The sequence below is a fragment of the Psychrobacter sp. DAB_AL62B genome, from assembly GCF_028895345.1.
Lineage (GTDB): Bacteria > Pseudomonadota > Gammaproteobacteria > Pseudomonadales > Moraxellaceae > Psychrobacter.
Genome location: NZ_SAXC01000004.1, coordinates 163,021 through 180,973 on the forward strand (window position 1 = coordinate 163,021; position 17,953 = coordinate 180,973).

General features: G+C 41.6%; 18 protein-coding genes. 4 read left to right on the plus strand and 14 right to left on the minus strand.

The genetic code is table 11. The features are described 5' to 3' along the window. Positions 1–21: 21 nt before the first annotated feature. The 8 genes from EPB74_RS07895 to EPB74_RS07930 all read right to left on the minus strand — a co-directional run bounded on the left by EPB74_RS07895 (position 22) and on the right by EPB74_RS07930 (position 7,779). Positions 22–618 carry an OmpA family protein gene (locus EPB74_RS07895; protein WP_274903723.1) on the minus strand — a complete coding sequence of 199 codons (597 nt, stop codon included), beginning with the start codon at positions 616–618 and terminating at the stop codon, positions 22–24. A gap of 58 nt (positions 619–676) precedes the next feature. Further along, positions 677–1,972 carry a hypothetical protein gene (locus EPB74_RS07900; RefSeq protein ID WP_274903724.1) on the minus strand — a complete coding sequence of 432 codons (1,296 nt, stop codon included), beginning with the start codon at positions 1,970–1,972 and terminating at the stop codon, positions 677–679. A gap of 65 nt (positions 1,973–2,037) precedes the next feature. Beyond that, positions 2,038–2,700: an OmpA family protein gene (locus tag EPB74_RS07905; protein ID WP_274903725.1), complete on the minus strand. Its 663-nt coding sequence runs from the start codon at positions 2,698–2,700 to the stop codon at positions 2,038–2,040. Positions 2,701–2,711: 11 nt separating this feature from the next. Next, positions 2,712–3,410, minus strand: a complete 699-nt coding sequence (locus EPB74_RS07910) for an OmpA family protein (protein WP_274903726.1) — start codon at positions 3,408–3,410, stop codon at positions 2,712–2,714. A 77-nt stretch (positions 3,411–3,487) separates the two neighbouring features. Continuing rightward, on the minus strand, positions 3,488–4,144 hold the full coding sequence (locus EPB74_RS07915) for an OmpA family protein (protein ID WP_274903727.1): 657 nt from the start codon (positions 4,142–4,144) through the stop codon (positions 3,488–3,490). A gap of 30 nt (positions 4,145–4,174) precedes the next feature. After that, positions 4,175–5,479, minus strand: a complete 1,305-nt coding sequence (locus EPB74_RS07920) for an FAD-dependent monooxygenase (protein ID WP_274903728.1) — start codon at positions 5,477–5,479, stop codon at positions 4,175–4,177. A gap of 292 nt (positions 5,480–5,771) precedes the next feature. Further along, a complete protein-coding gene (locus EPB74_RS07925) occupies positions 5,772–7,049 on the minus strand; it encodes an FAD-dependent monooxygenase (RefSeq protein WP_274903767.1) in 1,278 nt (425 codons plus the stop codon). Between the two features lie 550 nt (positions 7,050–7,599). Next, on the minus strand, positions 7,600–7,779 hold the full coding sequence (locus tag EPB74_RS07930; RefSeq protein ID WP_079691084.1) for a hypothetical protein: 180 nt from the start codon (positions 7,777–7,779) through the stop codon (positions 7,600–7,602). Between EPB74_RS07930 and EPB74_RS07935 the strand changes: the two genes are divergently transcribed. After that, positions 7,778–8,863, plus strand: a complete 1,086-nt coding sequence (locus EPB74_RS07935; RefSeq protein ID WP_274903768.1) for a PhoH family protein — start codon at positions 7,778–7,780, stop codon at positions 8,861–8,863. The genes EPB74_RS07930 and EPB74_RS07935 overlap by 2 nt on opposite strands. Before the next feature lie 121 nt (positions 8,864–8,984). Here the strand turns inward: EPB74_RS07935 and EPB74_RS07940 are convergent, their stop codons facing one another. Continuing rightward, entirely contained in the window at positions 8,985–9,812 is an 828-nt protein-coding gene (locus tag EPB74_RS07940) for a hypothetical protein (protein ID WP_274903729.1), read from the minus strand. A 231-nt stretch (positions 9,813–10,043) separates the two neighbouring features. Here EPB74_RS07940 and ybeY point away from each other — a divergent pair, with 231 nt between their 5' ends. Continuing rightward, entirely contained in the window at positions 10,044–10,643 is a 600-nt protein-coding gene (gene ybeY, locus EPB74_RS07945) for an rRNA maturation RNase YbeY (RefSeq protein WP_274903730.1), read from the plus strand. On the opposite strand, the gene EPB74_RS07950 is transcribed toward ybeY, so the two are convergent. Further along, a complete protein-coding gene (locus EPB74_RS07950) occupies positions 10,640–11,515 on the minus strand; it encodes a mechanosensitive ion channel family protein (protein ID WP_274903731.1) in 876 nt (291 codons plus the stop codon). The genes ybeY and EPB74_RS07950 overlap by 4 nt on opposite strands. A 59-nt stretch (positions 11,516–11,574) precedes the next feature. Then, positions 11,575–12,669 (minus strand): RNA-guided endonuclease InsQ/TnpB family protein, encoded by a 1,095-nt coding sequence (locus tag EPB74_RS07955; protein ID WP_274903732.1) that lies wholly within the window; start codon positions 12,667–12,669, stop codon positions 11,575–11,577. Between the two features lie 48 nt (positions 12,670–12,717). Here EPB74_RS07955 and tnpA point away from each other — a divergent pair, with 48 nt between their 5' ends. Then, positions 12,718–13,125, plus strand: coding sequence for an IS200/IS605 family transposase (gene tnpA, locus EPB74_RS07960; protein ID WP_274903733.1), 408 nt, complete (start codon positions 12,718–12,720; stop codon positions 13,123–13,125). A gap of 165 nt (positions 13,126–13,290) precedes the next feature. Here tnpA and EPB74_RS07965 read toward each other — a convergent pair whose 3' ends face one another. Beyond that, positions 13,291–14,178, minus strand: coding sequence for an energy transducer TonB (locus tag EPB74_RS07965; RefSeq protein ID WP_274903734.1), 888 nt, complete (start codon positions 14,176–14,178; stop codon positions 13,291–13,293). Between the two features lie 364 nt (positions 14,179–14,542). Between EPB74_RS07965 and EPB74_RS07970 the strand changes: the two genes are divergently transcribed. Continuing rightward, positions 14,543–15,331, plus strand: a complete 789-nt coding sequence (locus tag EPB74_RS07970) for a hypothetical protein (protein WP_274903735.1) — start codon at positions 14,543–14,545, stop codon at positions 15,329–15,331. Between the two features lie 116 nt (positions 15,332–15,447). On the opposite strand, the gene EPB74_RS07975 is transcribed toward EPB74_RS07970, so the two are convergent. Both EPB74_RS07975 and EPB74_RS07980 read right to left on the minus strand, forming a co-directional pair. Beyond that, positions 15,448–16,302: a ferredoxin--NADP reductase gene (locus EPB74_RS07975; RefSeq protein ID WP_274903736.1), complete on the minus strand. Its 855-nt coding sequence runs from the start codon at positions 16,300–16,302 to the stop codon at positions 15,448–15,450. 171 nt (positions 16,303–16,473) lie between these two features. Continuing rightward, positions 16,474–17,952: an NADH-quinone oxidoreductase subunit N gene (locus EPB74_RS07980; RefSeq protein WP_274903737.1), complete on the minus strand. Its 1,479-nt coding sequence runs from the start codon at positions 17,950–17,952 to the stop codon at positions 16,474–16,476. Position 17,953: the final 1 nt, after the last annotated feature.

Sequence of the window (17,953 nt, forward strand, 5' to 3'; positions counted from 1 at the left end):
ATATTATCAATTCTGTCAAAACTAATCATCAGTATTAGACCAACGGTTTTCTGTGACATATACTCTTTGATTCTTCTTTCTATCTTCAGGGTCATCGTTTGAAGCGATTGGTTGCGTATCATTCCGTCCAATAACTTTAAAACGCTTAGGATTGATTCCATAATTTAAGACAATATAATTTTTTATAAACTCTGCTCGAGTCGTTGCTAATGTATCGCTACCAGAGTTTTTTTCATGGGTACTTATATGTCCCTCTATCAAAAACTCTTTATTATTATTTCTTAGATACTCGCCGAATTTATCGAAACCTCGATAGCTTGAAGCAATAGGCTCACTACTGTTCTCAGGGAAGAATACACGAGCCTCCACCCCTTCATACATAAGTATGTCTACAGATACAGGACAGCCGCTTTCATCTACGACTACATTAGTTGGCGTTTCAGGACATTGATCTAAATCATCAGGAACGCCATCACCATCTGAGTCCAAACTGATAAGCAATATGGGCATATCTGCGTAATTCACTTCAGCTATACTTTTTGGCGGTACAATTTCGGTAGTTTGGCAACCAGCTAGCGTTATAGATGCTGTTAATAATAAAATACTATAGCGTTTCATAATGATTCTTCCTTGAAATGGACAGAAGCTAGTTTTTATTTATAAAGTAAAATGTGGTTCAAGCCATCTCCAACCCTTTATTCACCTGACAAGCACTATCATGCCAGTGGACAAAATCTTCAATGCTGGCTTGTGGTTTGCTGTTATTGGCAACCTCTTTCCCAACAATACTCTCGACATAATGGCACGCTCGATAATTTTTAGCATAGTTATCATAGTCTGCAATCCATTGCTGACGTGCCGCCAACTCTTTGCGGTGTTGTGCGTCCGTCTCATCAATACCACTATCTTCAGCGAACCAAAAGTCTTTCGCAGGGATATCTCTAGCCAAGTTGTTATTCTCGACCTCATTCATACGCCACGGTTTGGCAGAGAGCCGCGCACGAAAGCACTGCTGTGATTGACATAGACGCACGTAATTGGCATCCGCATGGAAATACGCAAACCATTCTTCGACCACACTATCACTTGGCGATATAATATCGTGAGTCGCAATAATACGAAAGCCTGCTGGCGTTTTATACAGTCGAAACTGCTCATTGGTATGACTAGCGACACGCTTATTCAGTAAATCAGTCATATAGGGATTAATCGACTCAACCATCGTTATCATTTTTTGCTTATTCTCTTGCTTAATAGCTTTTTCTTTTTTGCTAGCCTGCTGCCAAAGATAAGACATTATAACGACCATAAAAGCGATTAACCAAATCCATGACAACCCTAGCCAAGTTATGACACTAGCAATAACGATAGAAGCTATAATAAAACCTATAACCTGAGGTTTCATAGAAGACCGTTTAGAGTCATTACGAGCCCACAGTTTCAGATAATAGTCTGAACTATCAGAGTCGAACACTTTACTGCTTAAAGCGTCTTTCCAAAACCATTCCATCCCAAAATTAGCATAATCCTCTGGATATAATTGAGCAAAAAGATCAATCGCATCGACATCAATAATTGCGATGTTATCAACGTTGGCGACTTGTGCCCCATAGCTGTTACGCGTGACGATTAGATGAGTATTAGAGGATTTTTTTGATAGGCTATTATTAGAAGTCTTACTAATAAGGAAATCGCTATTCGGAAAAAAATGCTCGGAGATAATTTGTTCACGGATAGGAATGCCGTTGCTTGCGTTATATTCTTCCCTGCGTTCACGGCGTAAGATATCTTCACCTGCCTGCCAGCGCTTATGAGCATCATCCACTCGCGCTTTGGCATGACTTAACGCTTCGCTTTGACTAATATCTGACCAACCATAACGTTTGATAGTTGCTTGCTTGGAGGGTTTATTAGGCGTCTCTCGCAATTCAAAGCGCTGTTTATATTGCGCCCAGTATTTAGGGATGAGCATGTGATTTGCCTTTAGATAGTTGTTTTAAACTAAAATCTGCTGATTGAATATTAAATAATTAATAATTAATCTTCAAGCTCCGTAGTTATACCATAACCTCGGCGGTTCATGGACATCTCCTCTTCGCTATCAAAATTTGCAATAGCTACCCCATAAACTCGGCGGTTCATAGACTTACCTTCTTCAGTATCAGAAGAGGCAATAGGCTGTTCAGCACCAAAACTAAAAGTACTTAAACGATTAGGATCAATTTGATGCTGCATTATCAGATAGTTTTTGACGATAAGCGCCCTATTTCTTGATAGAGAATTCAATTGTGAACTAGAAACTGATGTTTCACCTATTTCATCTGTTGAAGCGTGTCCCTCAATACGCATAGTTGCCGTATAGTACTCTTGTAGCTTTGCTGCTACTTTATCAAGCTCAAGCTGATACTCGGGTGATAGCTCACTACTACCCTTTGCAAAAAAGGCACGATATTCCATTTTTAAACCTATCCCCATACCCGTAAAAGGACAACCCCTTTCATCTGTTACTATGTTCATTGGCGTGCCTGGGCACATATCTATATCATCAGGTACGCCATCTCCGTCCCTATCCAAATTAATCACAACCGTTGGCATGTTGGTAGTTTGACTTGTTTGCTTAGACAAGTCGGCGGTTTGACAGGCGGATAATGTTAAAGCGCTGATTGAAATGACAAGCATACTTCTTAATAGTATATTCATAACTGATACCTTCAAAATTGCTGACAGAATTCTTTATAGTAAGTGAGTGATTGCTCATGACCACTGCCCGTATAAAAATCATCTGCCTTTAACGCTTTACCATAAATACGCTGATTCATGGACGCACCTTCCTCAGTATCATTAGGTGCAATCGGCATACTATCAGCGCAATCGAACGTATAGATTTTATCACGAGCTATATTTCTCTTAATCAAAGCATTCTTTATTATCTGTGCCCGCTCACGTCCTAATAGACGTTTATCAGCTTTTGCTTGATTCATTTTCCCATCTATATCTACTGCTATTTGCACAGCTTCAGGCTCCGAGATGTGACCAGACAGAACTACTACTAGCTCAGGATCGCTATGCATTTTTTCCGCTACTTTCTCCAATTCTATCAAGTACTTCGTTTGCAACTCATTACTATTGCGCTCAAAGAAAACTCTTAGCTCCATCGTAAGATAACCTATTAAATTCACCGCTACTGGGCAGCCATATTCATCCGTTACCACGCCTTCAGGAGTGTTAGGACAGTTATCAAGTTCATCGGGCACGCCGTCATTGTCTGTATCTGCAAGTGCCTCTATCAAGACTTTAGGTAGAACATATACTTGTTTATCTATTATGGTATTTTTAGGTGTGGATTGGCAGGAGGCTAACGTTATAGATGCTGCTAGTAGCAATAAAGTGCTATGAGTTTTAATTCTCATTATTACTCTCTCTTAATACCTTCAAAAACGACTTTTTATGTATGTTGAGATGATAGCTATTTATAAAAAAACTCTATTTAAAATTCAACGCAGATGCCTGCTTTTAAATTGCTAGGATAGTCATTGCCTTCTTGTTCTTCAGGTTTTGTAACTACCCCATAAACACGGCGATTAACAGTCCTACCCTCTTCAGTATCATTAGGTGCGATGGGTGCTCTAGTCTCACAATTTAAAGTCGTTAAACGACTAGGCTCTATGCCGTGTTTTAATAAAAGATAGTTTTTGACCATTAGCGCCCTGTTTTTAGCCAATGTATTTGACTTAGCTATCGAATCACCATCATCGATTTCATTTTCTGAGATACCGCCTTCAATACGCATAGTAGCAGTATTATGCGTATTCATTATTTCACCAACTTTATCCAGTTCATCCTGATACTTTAGTGAAAGCTCACTACTACCTTTAGTGAAAAAGGCGCGGTATTCCATTTTTAAACTCATATCAGGGCCCATAGTAATAGGGCATCCTCTCTGCTCTACCACCACGTTCTCTGGCGTATTCGGACACTGATCTAACTCATCAAATACACCATCACCATCGCTATCCAAGTTAACGCAAACCGTTGGCATATTGATAGTTTGAGTTGTTTGCTTAGAAAAATCAGCCGTTTGACAACCTGTTAGAGCTAAAATACCTATCATGATTGGCGCTATTGTCCATAATTTAACGTTCATATTTTACTCTTCCGTAAGTTAAAGCTACTCTTAAACCCCACTCGCCTGCTTAGCAAACAAGCGCATCAACGGTTTAATTTTGCTCACCCGATACATACCTTCGCTACGGATTTGTTGGATAGGACGCAATTGAGCCAGCGAGCCTGCGAACAGCCAGTTAAGCGCTGAAAAACTGTGCATCATCAGACTGTTATGCGGACGACGCAGGCGCTCATAACTACGTAAAGTTTGATTGACACCCCAAAGCGTACCGCCACTACGGTTATAATCATGCGCCAATTGTTTGCTTAACGCTTTTACATCGAGCATACCTAGATTGAGTCCTTGCCCAGCAAGTGGATGTACCCCATGCGCGGCATCGCCAATCAATACCAAATTATCCGCAACATAGGTCTTTGCTTGCTGTGCTGCTAACGGAAAACTAGCGATTGACTCAATTTTATGGATAGCCCCAAGCTCATAATGACTGGCAGCGGCGAGTTTATCAGCGATGTATCTTGGGTGTTCTGCTATCAATGCTAATGCTTGATTGCGTGGCAATGTCCATACGATCGATTGCCAATGTTGTGGGTTGGCTTTATCCTCATCAGTGATATCCGCTAAAGGCAACAGTGCCAACGTGCCAGTCGGTAGCATGGCTTGACGAGCGGTTGCTTGGTGCGGTTTGTCAGTTTGAATCGCACAGCAAATCGCCGTTTGATTATAATCAAGAACATCCAGCTCAATACCTGCTTGCTTGCGCACGAATGAACCACGACCGTCAGCACCGACCAATAAATTTGCGTCAATCACCGTATCGTTATCTAACGTCACACAGTAACCTTGTGTCGCACCGAGCCAGTCCATATTGACAACTTTGTGCCCGTCAATGACCGTTAGATATTGGCTGACATCGGGAGCTGATAAACGCTGCCATAAGGCGTATTCGATAACCGCTGGCTCGACCATGCTGCCGAGGATTTTTGGTACAGAGTTGCTGCTATTATTAACAATATTTCTATTACCATTAGTACTGCTATTAGAGTCACCACTATCGCCAAACAGTAACTCGCCCATACCGTTTAGTTGCCAAACCTGCATTTGCGAGTAATCAGCTTTACGCTTTGATGCTGCTATTTTTTGCCAAGCACCAACCTCTTTTAATAATTCAATACTGGCAAGGCTTAATGCATAAACACGCGCATCACGTTGACTCAGTACTTGCTGCCAGTCTGCTTCATCACGTTCAGGTCGCGCATCAATAAGTGTCACGGGCACTTCCGATTGCGCCAGTTTAAGGGCAAGCGTCGCACCGACGATACCGCCACCGATAATCAGCGTATGGTTATTTTTCATAAAACATCCTTTGTGTGGCTATTTACGCTCTCCGCTCAGATTTATCGCAGTTAGCAGCAGCTTAAATTTTGGATTTCTTTAGGGCGTGTCCTCAATTCAAGCGATTGTATCTAAATGGGCTAAAAATGGCTAAATTTTGCCAAACATCGTCAAATAGCTAATTAATATCCCGATATTATTTGCGCTATTTTCCTCGTTTGACTGCAATTTATCTCATTTTTATAACCATTTTTAAAATGAGGACACGCCCTAGTAACTTATAAAATTATTAACGGGATATCACTTGTACGAACTATGATTTTAAGCCCATCGCGTAGTTGGCAATTAAAGGTTTAATATTAGGCAATTTATCAAAGGCAACCAGAGCTACATTACGTGCCAGCTTCACTGCTGGATTTGGATGAGTAAATCCATGTACCACGGCATCACAAAAGCGGATAACACGTTTTTGATCGGTTTGACGGGCTTTTTCATATCGTTTTAGTAGTGTAGGATCACCAATATCTGCGCCTTTCAGCACTTGGGCACTCATCATTTGCGCCAATACATGAGCATCACGCATACAGAGGTTAAAGCCTTGACCAGCTACTGGATGTAAAGTATGGGCCGCATTGCCCATAATGACACAGCGACCATCGACTTGCTGTTTTGCCAGCACTCGCGTTAACGGATAAGCACCGCGACGACCAGCGGCCTTAAACGTGCCAGCGCGCTCGCCAAATGCTTGCTGCAGAGTCGCTAAGAAATGCGCATCGTCTTCTAAGTATTGCGTTTCTTCCCCATTCGGACAGACCCAAACGACTGAACGTCTATAACCTGCTTGATAGTCATCATTGCCATCGCCTTCTGGATCAGTCAATGGCAACACCGCAAGTGGTCCTGCAGGGCTAAAACGCTCAATAGCAACATGCTCATGAGGTTTGTCCGTTTCTACCACGCCAACAATGGCGGTTTGCCCATAATCATAGTTGGTAGTAGTGATACCTAGCAGCTGACGCACAGTAGAATCACGACCGTCACAAGCTACTAAGACGCTGCCTTGCAATTGCTGCTCGTGTTCTTCTTCACCATAGTAGCTAAAGCTTAACATCACGCTGTCGCTTTGTTGGACAACAGCGATAACATTGGCATTATCAATGAGCGTAATCAGTGGTTCTTGTTGGGCGGCAAGGAGCAACTTACGCCCAAGCCAAGCGTTTTCCATTACTTGTCCAAACGACTCGACTTTTTCATCCGCTTTATTCAGTTGCGCGCGTCCAAAGCTACCTTGTTCACTGATTTGAACCGCATCAATTCGGCAAGCATGACTTTGCAATTCATCCCACAGCCCAATCTCTTGATAAATCTGTACCGTACGTCGTGACAGAGCAGTATTGCGGCTGTCTAAATAGTGACTGCGCTGACTATCATCACTGGGACTGATGGCCGGATAGCTGTTTTTTTCAAGCAAAGTACTGGCGATACCATGATGCGCCAATAGCAAAGCAAAGGACAAACCGACATGACCGCCACCCGCGATCAGTACCTGCTGCTCAGTCATTGCAGCCTTATTTTTAGCATTATCATTCATAGTAGATTGCTTAGTATTATTAGAGTTTGATGAATTTGATTGAATATTTTGCATCATTATTATTCCTATAATCGCCCATTTAGCACGCTTCTATACGTGGTTAGTACCTACTCAAAAACTTTACACTTTAGAAAATTGCTCGTTTTTTTATCGTTTTTAGCCCAGTTGTTATTGCTCTGTTATCTAAGCAATAGATTACCACAAATTATCTATCATGCTGTGGTCTTGACAGTATCCATAACGGCTATGCAGAGTGTCCAAACCCTGTAATAGCTAAATTTCTTGCAGCCTTTGTCATGCCTGTGAATAGCAAGCTAGAAAAAACTATCCTAGTAGGACGTTACTATAGAGCAATGTATATATATCCATTTTATTTTATGCTGACTATAACTATAGCTTGCTCAACCTCTACTGCATCTAAGCTTTAAAAAAGCTCAAAAAATATTAAAAACACGCTCAGTAGTTGCAATCATCATACAAAAACAAAGCGCTGCATTCCTTTATATAGCTTGAATTTTAAAAACTATCTACCATAATGAAAGCAGGATATTTACTTATTATCATTCATATCACTAATAACGATTTTTCCGTCATTTTTATTTCTACTATCTAAAAGCAATAAAGCACGACTACCCATTTTATCTCTGAAGCTCGTTCGCCTATGACGCATGGAAGCATGACCGATAGCAGCGGGCAACCAATACAAGGATAATCGCTTGACTGATTCCATGAGCCGCCGTATAAAATTTGAATCCTTGACCCCAGCACAGCTCAAAACCGTGCTTGGCGAATATAATAATCACATGAAGTACATTCAACAACGCCTCGATATCAAAATTAGCCAACGCCAAGGCGACTTCTGTCTGAGTGGCGACATATCGGGTGTCGAACGCGGCGAACGTATTATTTATAAAATGGTCGATGAAGCGCAAAACACCAAAGACATCAGCGCAGAAGAATTACATCTCATCATTCAATCGAGCATCGCACGCGATGAGGATATAGAAGAAGATGAAGAGCCGACTGACGAAGAGGAAGACTTAGAAGCGCCGAGTGACTTTACGCCCATTAGCCTGCGTACCCGTAACGGCAAAATCATCCCACGCGGTGGCAATCAGCAGCGATATGTGAAGGATATTTTATCCTCTGATGTATCATTTGGTATTGGACCTGCTGGTACCGGTAAGACTTATCTGGCCGTTGCTTGTGCCGTTGATATGATTGAGCGTAATGAGATTGAACGCATTTTGCTGGTACGTCCTGCGGTTGAAGCTGGTGAAAAGTTAGGGTTTTTACCGGGGGATTTGACCCAAAAAATCGATCCGTATTTGCGTCCTTTATATGATGCGCTGTATGAGATGATTGGGTTTGAGAAAGTGAGTAAGATGATTGAAAAGCAAATCATTGAAGTGGCGCCGCTTGCCTATATGCGTGGTCGTACTTTGAACAACTCGTTTGTCATTCTGGACGAAGCACAGAACACCACACCTGAACAGATGAAAATGTTCTTAACGCGCTTGGGTTTTGGCTCACGAGCAGTTATTACCGGTGATATTACGCAAGTAGATTTACCACGTGGTACTAAGTCAGGATTGGCACAAGCGATGGAGATTTTAAGTGGTATTGAAGAGATTCGTATCACAAAATTTGATTCAAAAGACGTGGTACGCCATCAATTAGTTCAAAAGATTGTTGAAGCCTACGATGTCTTTGATGACGAGCAATTGGTACTAGAAGAAAAACGTAGGCAAGAGCGTTTTATCGCTGAGCAAGAGCGTAAACAAGCGATAGCAGATGCTACGTCTAATATGTAATTCATAACCTTAAATTATTAGTATTGATTCAAAAAAAAGCCGGATTTAATATCCGGTTTTTTATCATCTATCTTTTACTAAATTTTTTTATTAAAGAACCACGCTATAAAGTTCTCTCACATCAAGGCATCTCACATTTTGATTTTATAGTGTTTTTAAAGACGATTTTCTCAAAAACTTGTTGTGCTTTATTTACCTGTTCAGGGTTCAGCTCTTGCTTACTATAATGACTATTTAAACAATTATTCCATGCATAGCCAACTAGACCGAGCTTCGCATAACTGACCGCATCTTCTGCTTTTTCTGAGCGATAGCGGTTCATTGCATTTTTGCGATAATCAGTATTATCAATTTTTTCTTGCTGTCGAATATGCTCTAAAGTATAACTCATCCAAGCAGCTTGCAATTTTTCCGGACTTTGATTCAGCGGTATTAGGTATTCCTGACAGACTTTAGGTGCCGCTTTCAACGCTTGCCCGATATCTAAGTAAGCCATTAACCCTAAATGATTCAGCTGATATTCATTAGTGATGTCCTGCTGTAACTTTTTCTTAAAAAAACTCATATCAAAATTCGTCTGCTTCGGTATAGTCGTTAATCGCTCTACTTGAGTACTTAACTGTAGATAATCTGTTTCCAGCTTACCTATAGACTGACTGTTCAGCTGACGTAGCTCCTTTGGGGTATAAGGCGCATAGTTTGGTAGATTCACTTGCGTCAGACGCTTAAATATCTCAAAACCGTCTTCGATATTTTGTACAGAAATTTTGGAGGCATCATAGTAGGCTTCGTTTTCGCAAAGCTCAGTTGCCCATTGATACTTTTTCATCTTAGCTGGCTTATTAATATTGGACGCATTTTTGCTATTAACAATATTGCTGGCTGTGCTTATTTGCGTAGTGGTTAAAGTTAACCCGACTGCTAATAATACGACTAAAGGTGCTTTCATATTGTATTCTCTCTTTAATGTGTGCAATACACTACAACGATAAAGGACTGTCTACTTTTTATAAAAAAGAACCCTCATAGCGTGATGTTAATCACCCTATTCATTACTAGCAGCGACATCATAACCTAGCTATAGTAATATAAACGCACAGAGTAATCTCAAAATAAAAACCACTTATTTTTACTCTTACTATTTTTGATAATAATGAATAAACAAGACAAAGGATACTCTATGAATCAAGACAATAATGACCGCACTAACCATCATTTTGAAGAGAATGATGCAAGCTTAGCTGCACTCGATATCAGCGCAAGTGATATTATTGATGATGAAATACTGGATACTTTTTATCATCGTAAGCACTTACAATCTGTGATGATGGCGACTTTAGATTATATTGATGAACATATAAAAAACGGTCTAACATTACCCTACTTTGAAGATATCGATGCTGAACAATGGCAAGAAAAATCTAAAGGGCTAGACATCTATATTACGGATGAGAACGAAGCTCGCGAGCTTAATTTGGAAGCACGAGAAAAAGATTATCCAACCAATATTTTGTCCTACCCAAGCGACTTGCCAGCAGCGATCATTGGACTGATGCCAACGTTGCCGCTTGGCGAGTTGGTTATCTGTCATGCAGTGGTGGTACGTGAAGCTGCAGAGCAAAATAAAACCGTGACACAGCACATTAGCCATTTATTAATACATGGTGTGCTGCATCTATTAGGTTTCGATCATGAGCTTGGACAAGCTGAACAAGATGAGATGGAAAGTTTTGAGATTGAGATTTTGGCAGGGTTAGACCTACCAAATCCTTATATTTAATTTTTCGTCATTGTCAATTTTTGTGCTTGATCTATCTGATTAATCATCTGATCAAGCCCTTTAACATGAACACTGCGCTGCGGGAATGGAATGTCAATTTTATTATCATCCAGCGCGTATTTAAACTGCTCAAGCAAATCACACTGCATTGACCACCAGTCGCCATTAGTCGTCCAGACGTTTAAGGTTAAATCGACCGAGTTGTCGCCTAAATTAGTGACACGAACGATAGGCGCAGGGTCAGTGAAAGCCATTGCATTATCGTTGGCTAGTTTTAGCATGATATCTTTTGCAGTTTTGATATCCGCATCATAGCCGATACCGATAGTAATATCGACGCGGCGATTGGGTAGCGCTGTATAGTTAATCACCGCTGAGGTGGTAATGTCGCCATTAGGAATGATGATGTCGTGATTATTTATGGTCGTCAAATGGGTGTTGACCAAAGTGATTTCTGTGACCGTGCCGGTATGACTACTAATTTGTACATAATCACCGCGCACAAATGGACGAAAAGTCACGATCATGATGCCAGCGGCGAAGTTTGACAGTTGATCCTTGAGTGACAGACCAATTGCAACCGCAGCGCCGCCCAAGATGGCAATGACTGAAGTAGTCTGAACACCCACTTTACTCAGTGCTGCCAAAGCAACGATTACCAACAACAAGCCATACATTAGCCGACCTAAAAAGTTAGCCACGGTATCATCTAAGCGACTACGCAGCATCAGCCTATGCGCAACTGCTACCGCTTTTTTTGCGAGCCAACGTCCTACGATAAATATGAGTAGCGCTAAAGCCACTTTAAATAATATGGCTAATGCACTATTGGTCAATGTGGCAATATCAAGGGTAAATCCTAAAAATTCCATGCTTACTCTTTATTCTATAACTGGGTTTTATGAATGTATTTTTTGACTTCCTCACCGCCCTAAAGGACGGTGATTCCTACTGCTAGACGCTCAAGCCCGAGCGCAAGAATGTTTTTTGCCGCATTAACGTCGCGGTCATGAGTGACACCGCACTCACAAAGCCATTCTCTTATTCCTAAACCTATCCTACCTTTCGGACTGTTTTGGCGCGAGCCGCAACACGAACAAGTTTGGGTGGTGTAACTTTCATTTACCTCGCCATAGTGGCAACCTGCATGCTTGCATTTATAGGTCAGTTGCCGCTTAACTTCAAACCAACCAGCGTCATAGACGGACTTGGCCAGTTTGCTTGAGGTGAATGATTTTGATTGAAGTTTACCGATGATGATTGTTTTATTGGTACTGACAAGCTTACTGGTGAATTTGTGTATCAAGTCTTGGCGGGTATTTTTAATCTTGGCATGAATTGCGCGAGCCCGCTTTTTATTGTTAGCTCGTTGAGCAGTGCTTAGTTTAGCGGCATACTTGTGAGTCAGTTTAGTGGCTAAGATATCACCATCACTTGTGGTACCCGCTTCTTTACACCCTAAATCAATACCAATTTGATCAGTACCGCAAACCACTTTTGGATATTCTTTAACGGTGATACACGCATACCAAAGACCACGACTATCTTGCACAAGCTCACAAGTATTGATGGTATAGATAGCTAGATTGTAGCTATCCCACATATCAATAATCAGTTTTTTACCTTTAGCCAAACTGAATTGAATGGTAGATTTAAGGATTTTCTTACCTGATTTTTTGACACCCATATATTTTATGGCGGTCTTTTTAAAGGGAATCCAACCAAGTGACTTACGTTTGGCTTTAGGATTGTTGGTACGCCAGTTTAGCTTAGCTTTCTTGAATTGTTTACGGCTCTTAGCGTGTGTCTCGGTGATTGCTTGTAAAGTCTGACTGTGCAAATTAAGTAACTCACCACTGCCTTTTGTATAGGCTGCAATATCATAAGCTGAAAAGAAATAACCGGTACGTTGCAAGTTCTTAAAACTTAAGTCATTCACATAGTTCCATACAAAATTAACCGCACCCGCCAATTCATTTAGCTGGTTAGCATGTTTATCTTTTATGCGTAACTTGAGTGTTTTCATAGTTTGGGCTACAATAATTTATCATTATAATACATTTGGTCTGATACTATGTCAAACGCACTTAGGCGTGGTAGACACGTTGTTTACAATATTAACATACACTTGGTCTTTGTTACAAAATATAGGGGTGAAGTTTTTACCGCAGAAGTGATTGATGAACTTGGTTTAATACTAAAGCAAGTTTGCAAAGACTTTGATGCAAAGCTAGTAGAGTTTAATGGCGAAGAAGATCACGTACACCTTTTAGTTAATTATCCGCCAAAAGTAAGTGTGTCGGTCTTAGTTAATAGCCTAAAAGGTGTGTCCAGCAGGATGATTCGCAAAAAACAATACCCATCAGTAAGTCAAAAACTGTGGGGTGGCGCACTCTGGTCGCCAAGTTATTTCGCTTCAAGTTGTGGCGGCACATCAATAGAGGTTATTCGTCAATATATTGAGCAACAAAATAAGCCTTAGTGACTATGCCTTACATCCACGCCCTAGAACGACGTGGTTTTACGGCATTCTTTGATAAATGCGCTTTATGAGCTTACTTTATGAGTTTGGCTATCTATCAGCGGTAAAGCCAGTATATGACGCATCATCTCACTTCTTTAACGTATTAATTTATCACTGATCATCTTAATAAGTCACTTCTACTGTGTCACTATAACGATAGGTACGTATCAGACGCAACTCGACAATATCTTTCATGTCTTCAGTAAATTTACCGAATGGCGCGGCTTGTCTGACTGATTGTTTAGCGGCTTCATCTAATATCGTTGAGTTTGAGCTCTCAAGCAAACGAATGGCTTTGATATTACCATCATTGGCTATAATAACCATTAAACGCACTTCGCCGGTGATGCCTTGCGCACGCGCTTGGGTAGGATATTGCAGATTACCAACGCGCTCAACGTGCTCCCGAAAAGTATTGATATAATCGGCTGCGGCACCTTGCGTCGTTGAGTTGCTATCCACGGTTACAACTTTTGATTTGGTCGCATAGACTTGCTGACGCTGAGACAGCTGAGCCTCCAACGTTGCGATTTGCTTGCGCAGACGTTCTTCTTGCGCCATCATATCATCTTGTGCTTGCTTGCTATCGTTATCAGACTCCACACTCGCTTGACGCCAGCTTAGCGTGGTACGCAGGTAGCTTTCTTGATAGCGCTGCTGCCGGACCTGACGCTGCAAGCTAATCACGTCTTGCGTTTCACTCATTTGGTCAGCAGATAAAGGACTGCTTTGGTCGGTTTCTTGTCGTAACTGCTCTTGTACCGTGCCGCCACCTTCTTGCGATGCATTAGCAATAAATTGCGCATCTTCATTCGGCTGCATATTATCGGTCAGCGCTTTGGCAACGTCTTGCATCAATCCAGCAGGGTCTTGCCCCATTGAAAAGCTGACACCAAAAATGAGTAACGCATGTGCCGTTACGGCAATGACGATAGCCATAGGCAAGCTGATATCTCGTTTCGGCGCTTGCGCTGAAAAATGGTAGCTTTGTGAGTCTTTGATATAGGCCACAGTCGGTCTCAGCTTGTGAATATAAGGGCAGTCGGCAATAAGCGTGATAATATTAGCGTATGTCGACCAATGCCGGCGCTATCATAACATGTCATAGATTTGTATCGCCAGCACAACCGTATACTGCAAGCATTAACCTGCCCGCTTACTATTTATCATTGTTTGGCTTTATACGCATTATCTGACCATAGCTATCGTTATGAGGTAAAAGCATGCGCCATTATGGTTAAATGAATGATAACGAAACGTAGCTGTTCATTTTGCACGCCTCTATTTTGATATATACTGTTTTGTAGGTATCGTATAAGCCACTTTTTACGCCATTGACTAGATAACGACCGCGATAATTATAAGGATAATAAGTTTGAGTAATTCTGATAACTTTGATCATATTGATCATTCAGACAGCTTTGATGACTTTTTTAAGCATATCGGCTATCGCTTTGACGATTCATTTAGCTATGGATGGGATAGTCTTACCCAATCGATTAAAGATATCTATCACAGAACGACTAATAAGCTTGAGGATGAACTGGCGCTACCGGTGGCGCAAACCTACGTCAATGATGCGCTGCAAAAATTTGTCACTGACAACGTCAAGGCGATCTTAGAGCTGCGCGTTGAGCTACATGATGACTGGTTTCGCTTATACTGTACGGTCGATGCTGGTGGCATTTATGCGGAGGTGGCGAGTAACTTTAGCTTAGTTCACGTACAGCTTGATCGCAACGTTCAGCGCTTTGTCTTTGGTCAACAAACCTATACCGATATCCTTAATCTACGCTGCGAATCCTTTATCAAGCGCCAAGGTATCAAGCTATTCATCTGGTTCTATCATAGTATCCTCAAAAAAGACCCGTTGGGCTTCATTTTGTCTTATATCAATATTGCTCGCGCAAAAGATGAGATTATTTATCTTGATATCAATCGCTGGTTGAAAAAGAATAAAAAGATTATGAGCACCTTGCATAAGGTGCAAGTAAACTACGGTGAGCTTGAAGAAGAACAAATGGTTTTGAAGGCTCAAATCAATTATCGAGATTTATTAGCGTCAGCTAGTAACGAAGATATCATTAGCGACAAGGACGAGCCTGAATTAATGCAAGGTCCTATTAACCCAATAGATGACGCTACCGTACCAAGCCAAGTGTAAAAAAACCCAGCTGTCAGCTTTTATTAAAAAAAACGCTGACTCTTAGAGACAAACGTCTTTTAGAGCCAGCGTTTTTTATAAAGGAATTTTACAATAGACTCAAATTAGCTCTACAACTACCAGTAATTTTCTACCGCAATATTGCCTTCCCCGCGACGATTCATAATCAATCCTAGCGTTTTTAGAGTTTCTTTAGTGTCCTCTACCATTTCTGGATTGCCGCAGAGCATGACGTGCGTGCTATCGATATCTAAAGCAATCCCAGCGCGCGCTTGTAACGCCCCATCTAAAAGTAGTTTTGGCAGACGTTCTGTCAGTGCACCTTCTACAGCTTCACGGGTAACAATCGGTATAAAAATTAATTTTGCCGGATTATCGACCAAGTCACCAAAATCTTCTTGCAGGCTTTTAATTTTCTCAACGTAGGCCAGCTCTTCTGTTGAGCGTGCACTATACGCTAGTACGATATGCTCATAATCTTCCCATGTCTTCAAATCTTGTAGCATGGATAAGAAGGGTGCTAGACCTGTGCCCGTCGCTAATAGCCATAAATCCTTTGGCATCGGCTTCTGATAACGCGCTAAAGTTAAAAATCCAAAAGGCATGGTATTAAGCAACAGCTCATCGCCTACTTGCAGATGTTGCAACTGCGAGGTAAATGCGCCATCAGGGATAACGATAGAGAAAAACTCTAACACCTCATCAAAGGGTGAAGAGACAATCGAATAAGCACGAAAGATTTCTTCGTTCAATGCAGCATCAGTCGTTTCATCACCCATCTCATCAACCGCTTCACCTGATACGTCGCTTTGCTGCTTGTAATGCTGTAGCTGACTGGGATTAACGCCCAAACGCACGAATTGCCCAGCGGTGAATTTAAAGCTATCAGGACGGCTAACGGTAAAGCTAAATAAATTCGGCGTCCAAGTGGTTTTACTGAGTACGGTTACTCTTTGAATATTGTCACTCATAATAATGAATTACCCACATTTTATTGATATTTATTTTTTTAGAAATCCAACAACACAAATAAAAAAGATGCGCCAAGCTTATCATAAAGCGGGCGCATCTTGGTCTTCTAACCGTAACAATCAATAAGTGGCGGCACCAGCGTGCAGCCACTTATCTGCTCTTTTTTATGCTTACCAAATACGAGCCAAACTCGCCCATTCAATCATACTATTTGGTAATACGCCAAAGAACACAATCATTGCCGTTACCGCAATGACCATGATACCACCGGTACGTAGACCCCATTGTCCAGAAACGTCAAATTCAATAAACTGTTTCGGGCGTTTAAATAGCGTGAGCATAACGCGCAAGTAGTAGAACAAACCAATTGAGCTGCCTAAGATAATCATCGCTGCCAAGAACCAGTTGGTACCTTGTACGGCAGCAAGAATAGCGAACAGCTTGGTAATAAAGCCTGCAGTCAATGGAATACCCGCTAACGACAACATCATGATGGTCATAACTGCAGTCAACACCGGACGTCGCCAAAACAATCCCTGATAATGAGTCAATTGATCGGCTTCACCAGACAAGCGATAAGGACTCGACATCAAGGTCACGACACCAAATGCACCAATAGAGGTAAAGGCATAAACTGCCATATACATGCTAGAGATACTATCAGCAGCTGAGCCAATGCTGACAATCACGATAAGCACGTAACCCATATGAGCAATGGAAGAATAACCTAAGAGACGTTTGAGGCTGGTTTGGCGTACGGCTAATAAGTTGCCCACCAAAATCGATAAGGTTGCCATGACCATCAGCAACATTTGTACCGATGGCAGTGCCAATAAAGACGTATCGATTAAGAATCGAACCGCTAGCGCCATCATAGCCACTTTTGATACCGATGCTAGATAGGTGGCGATAGGTGCAGGTGCGCCTTCATAAACATCCGGCGTCCACATATGAAAAGGAGCAGCAGAGAGTTTAAAGGCGATACCGAACATCATCATCGCCGCGCCTAAAATCAAGAGTGGCGACTCAAAGACATCAACTAAGGCCATACTAATAGGTTTAAAAGCGAGCGTACCCACTTGCGCATAAATAAACGCCATACCCATGAGTAAGGTGGCTGATGCCGTCGCTGACAGCACCAAATACTTCAGTCCTGATTCAAGCGAGCGTTTACGCATATAGGTATATGCCAGCATGCCGTACAGCGGTATCGATAGCATCTCTAAGCTCATAAAGAATGATGCCAAATGCTGCGCGCTTACCATAAGCAGGGCGCCAACCGTTGATAGCAGCATGAGCAAATACAGCTCTTCTTTATGGTCTTTTAAATCGGCTAAATAAGCATAGGATAGCGTACAACATGCCAATGCACAGATAAATATAATCACCATATTGAACTGAGCAAAGTTATCAATAACGAATAACTGCTCAGCCGCTGGTACTAACGACCCACTATCAACTATGCCTGCCATTTGTCCAAGCAAAATAAACAGACCAATATTCAGACCGATGACAGAGATAGTACCGGTCACTATATGCGAGCGCTTAATGGTGATGGCAATCATGACCACCAATACCGTAATGACTACAGTAATGATTGGTGCATAAGGCAGTAGCCCCATCAAATCATTCATCGTAAAATCGTTCATG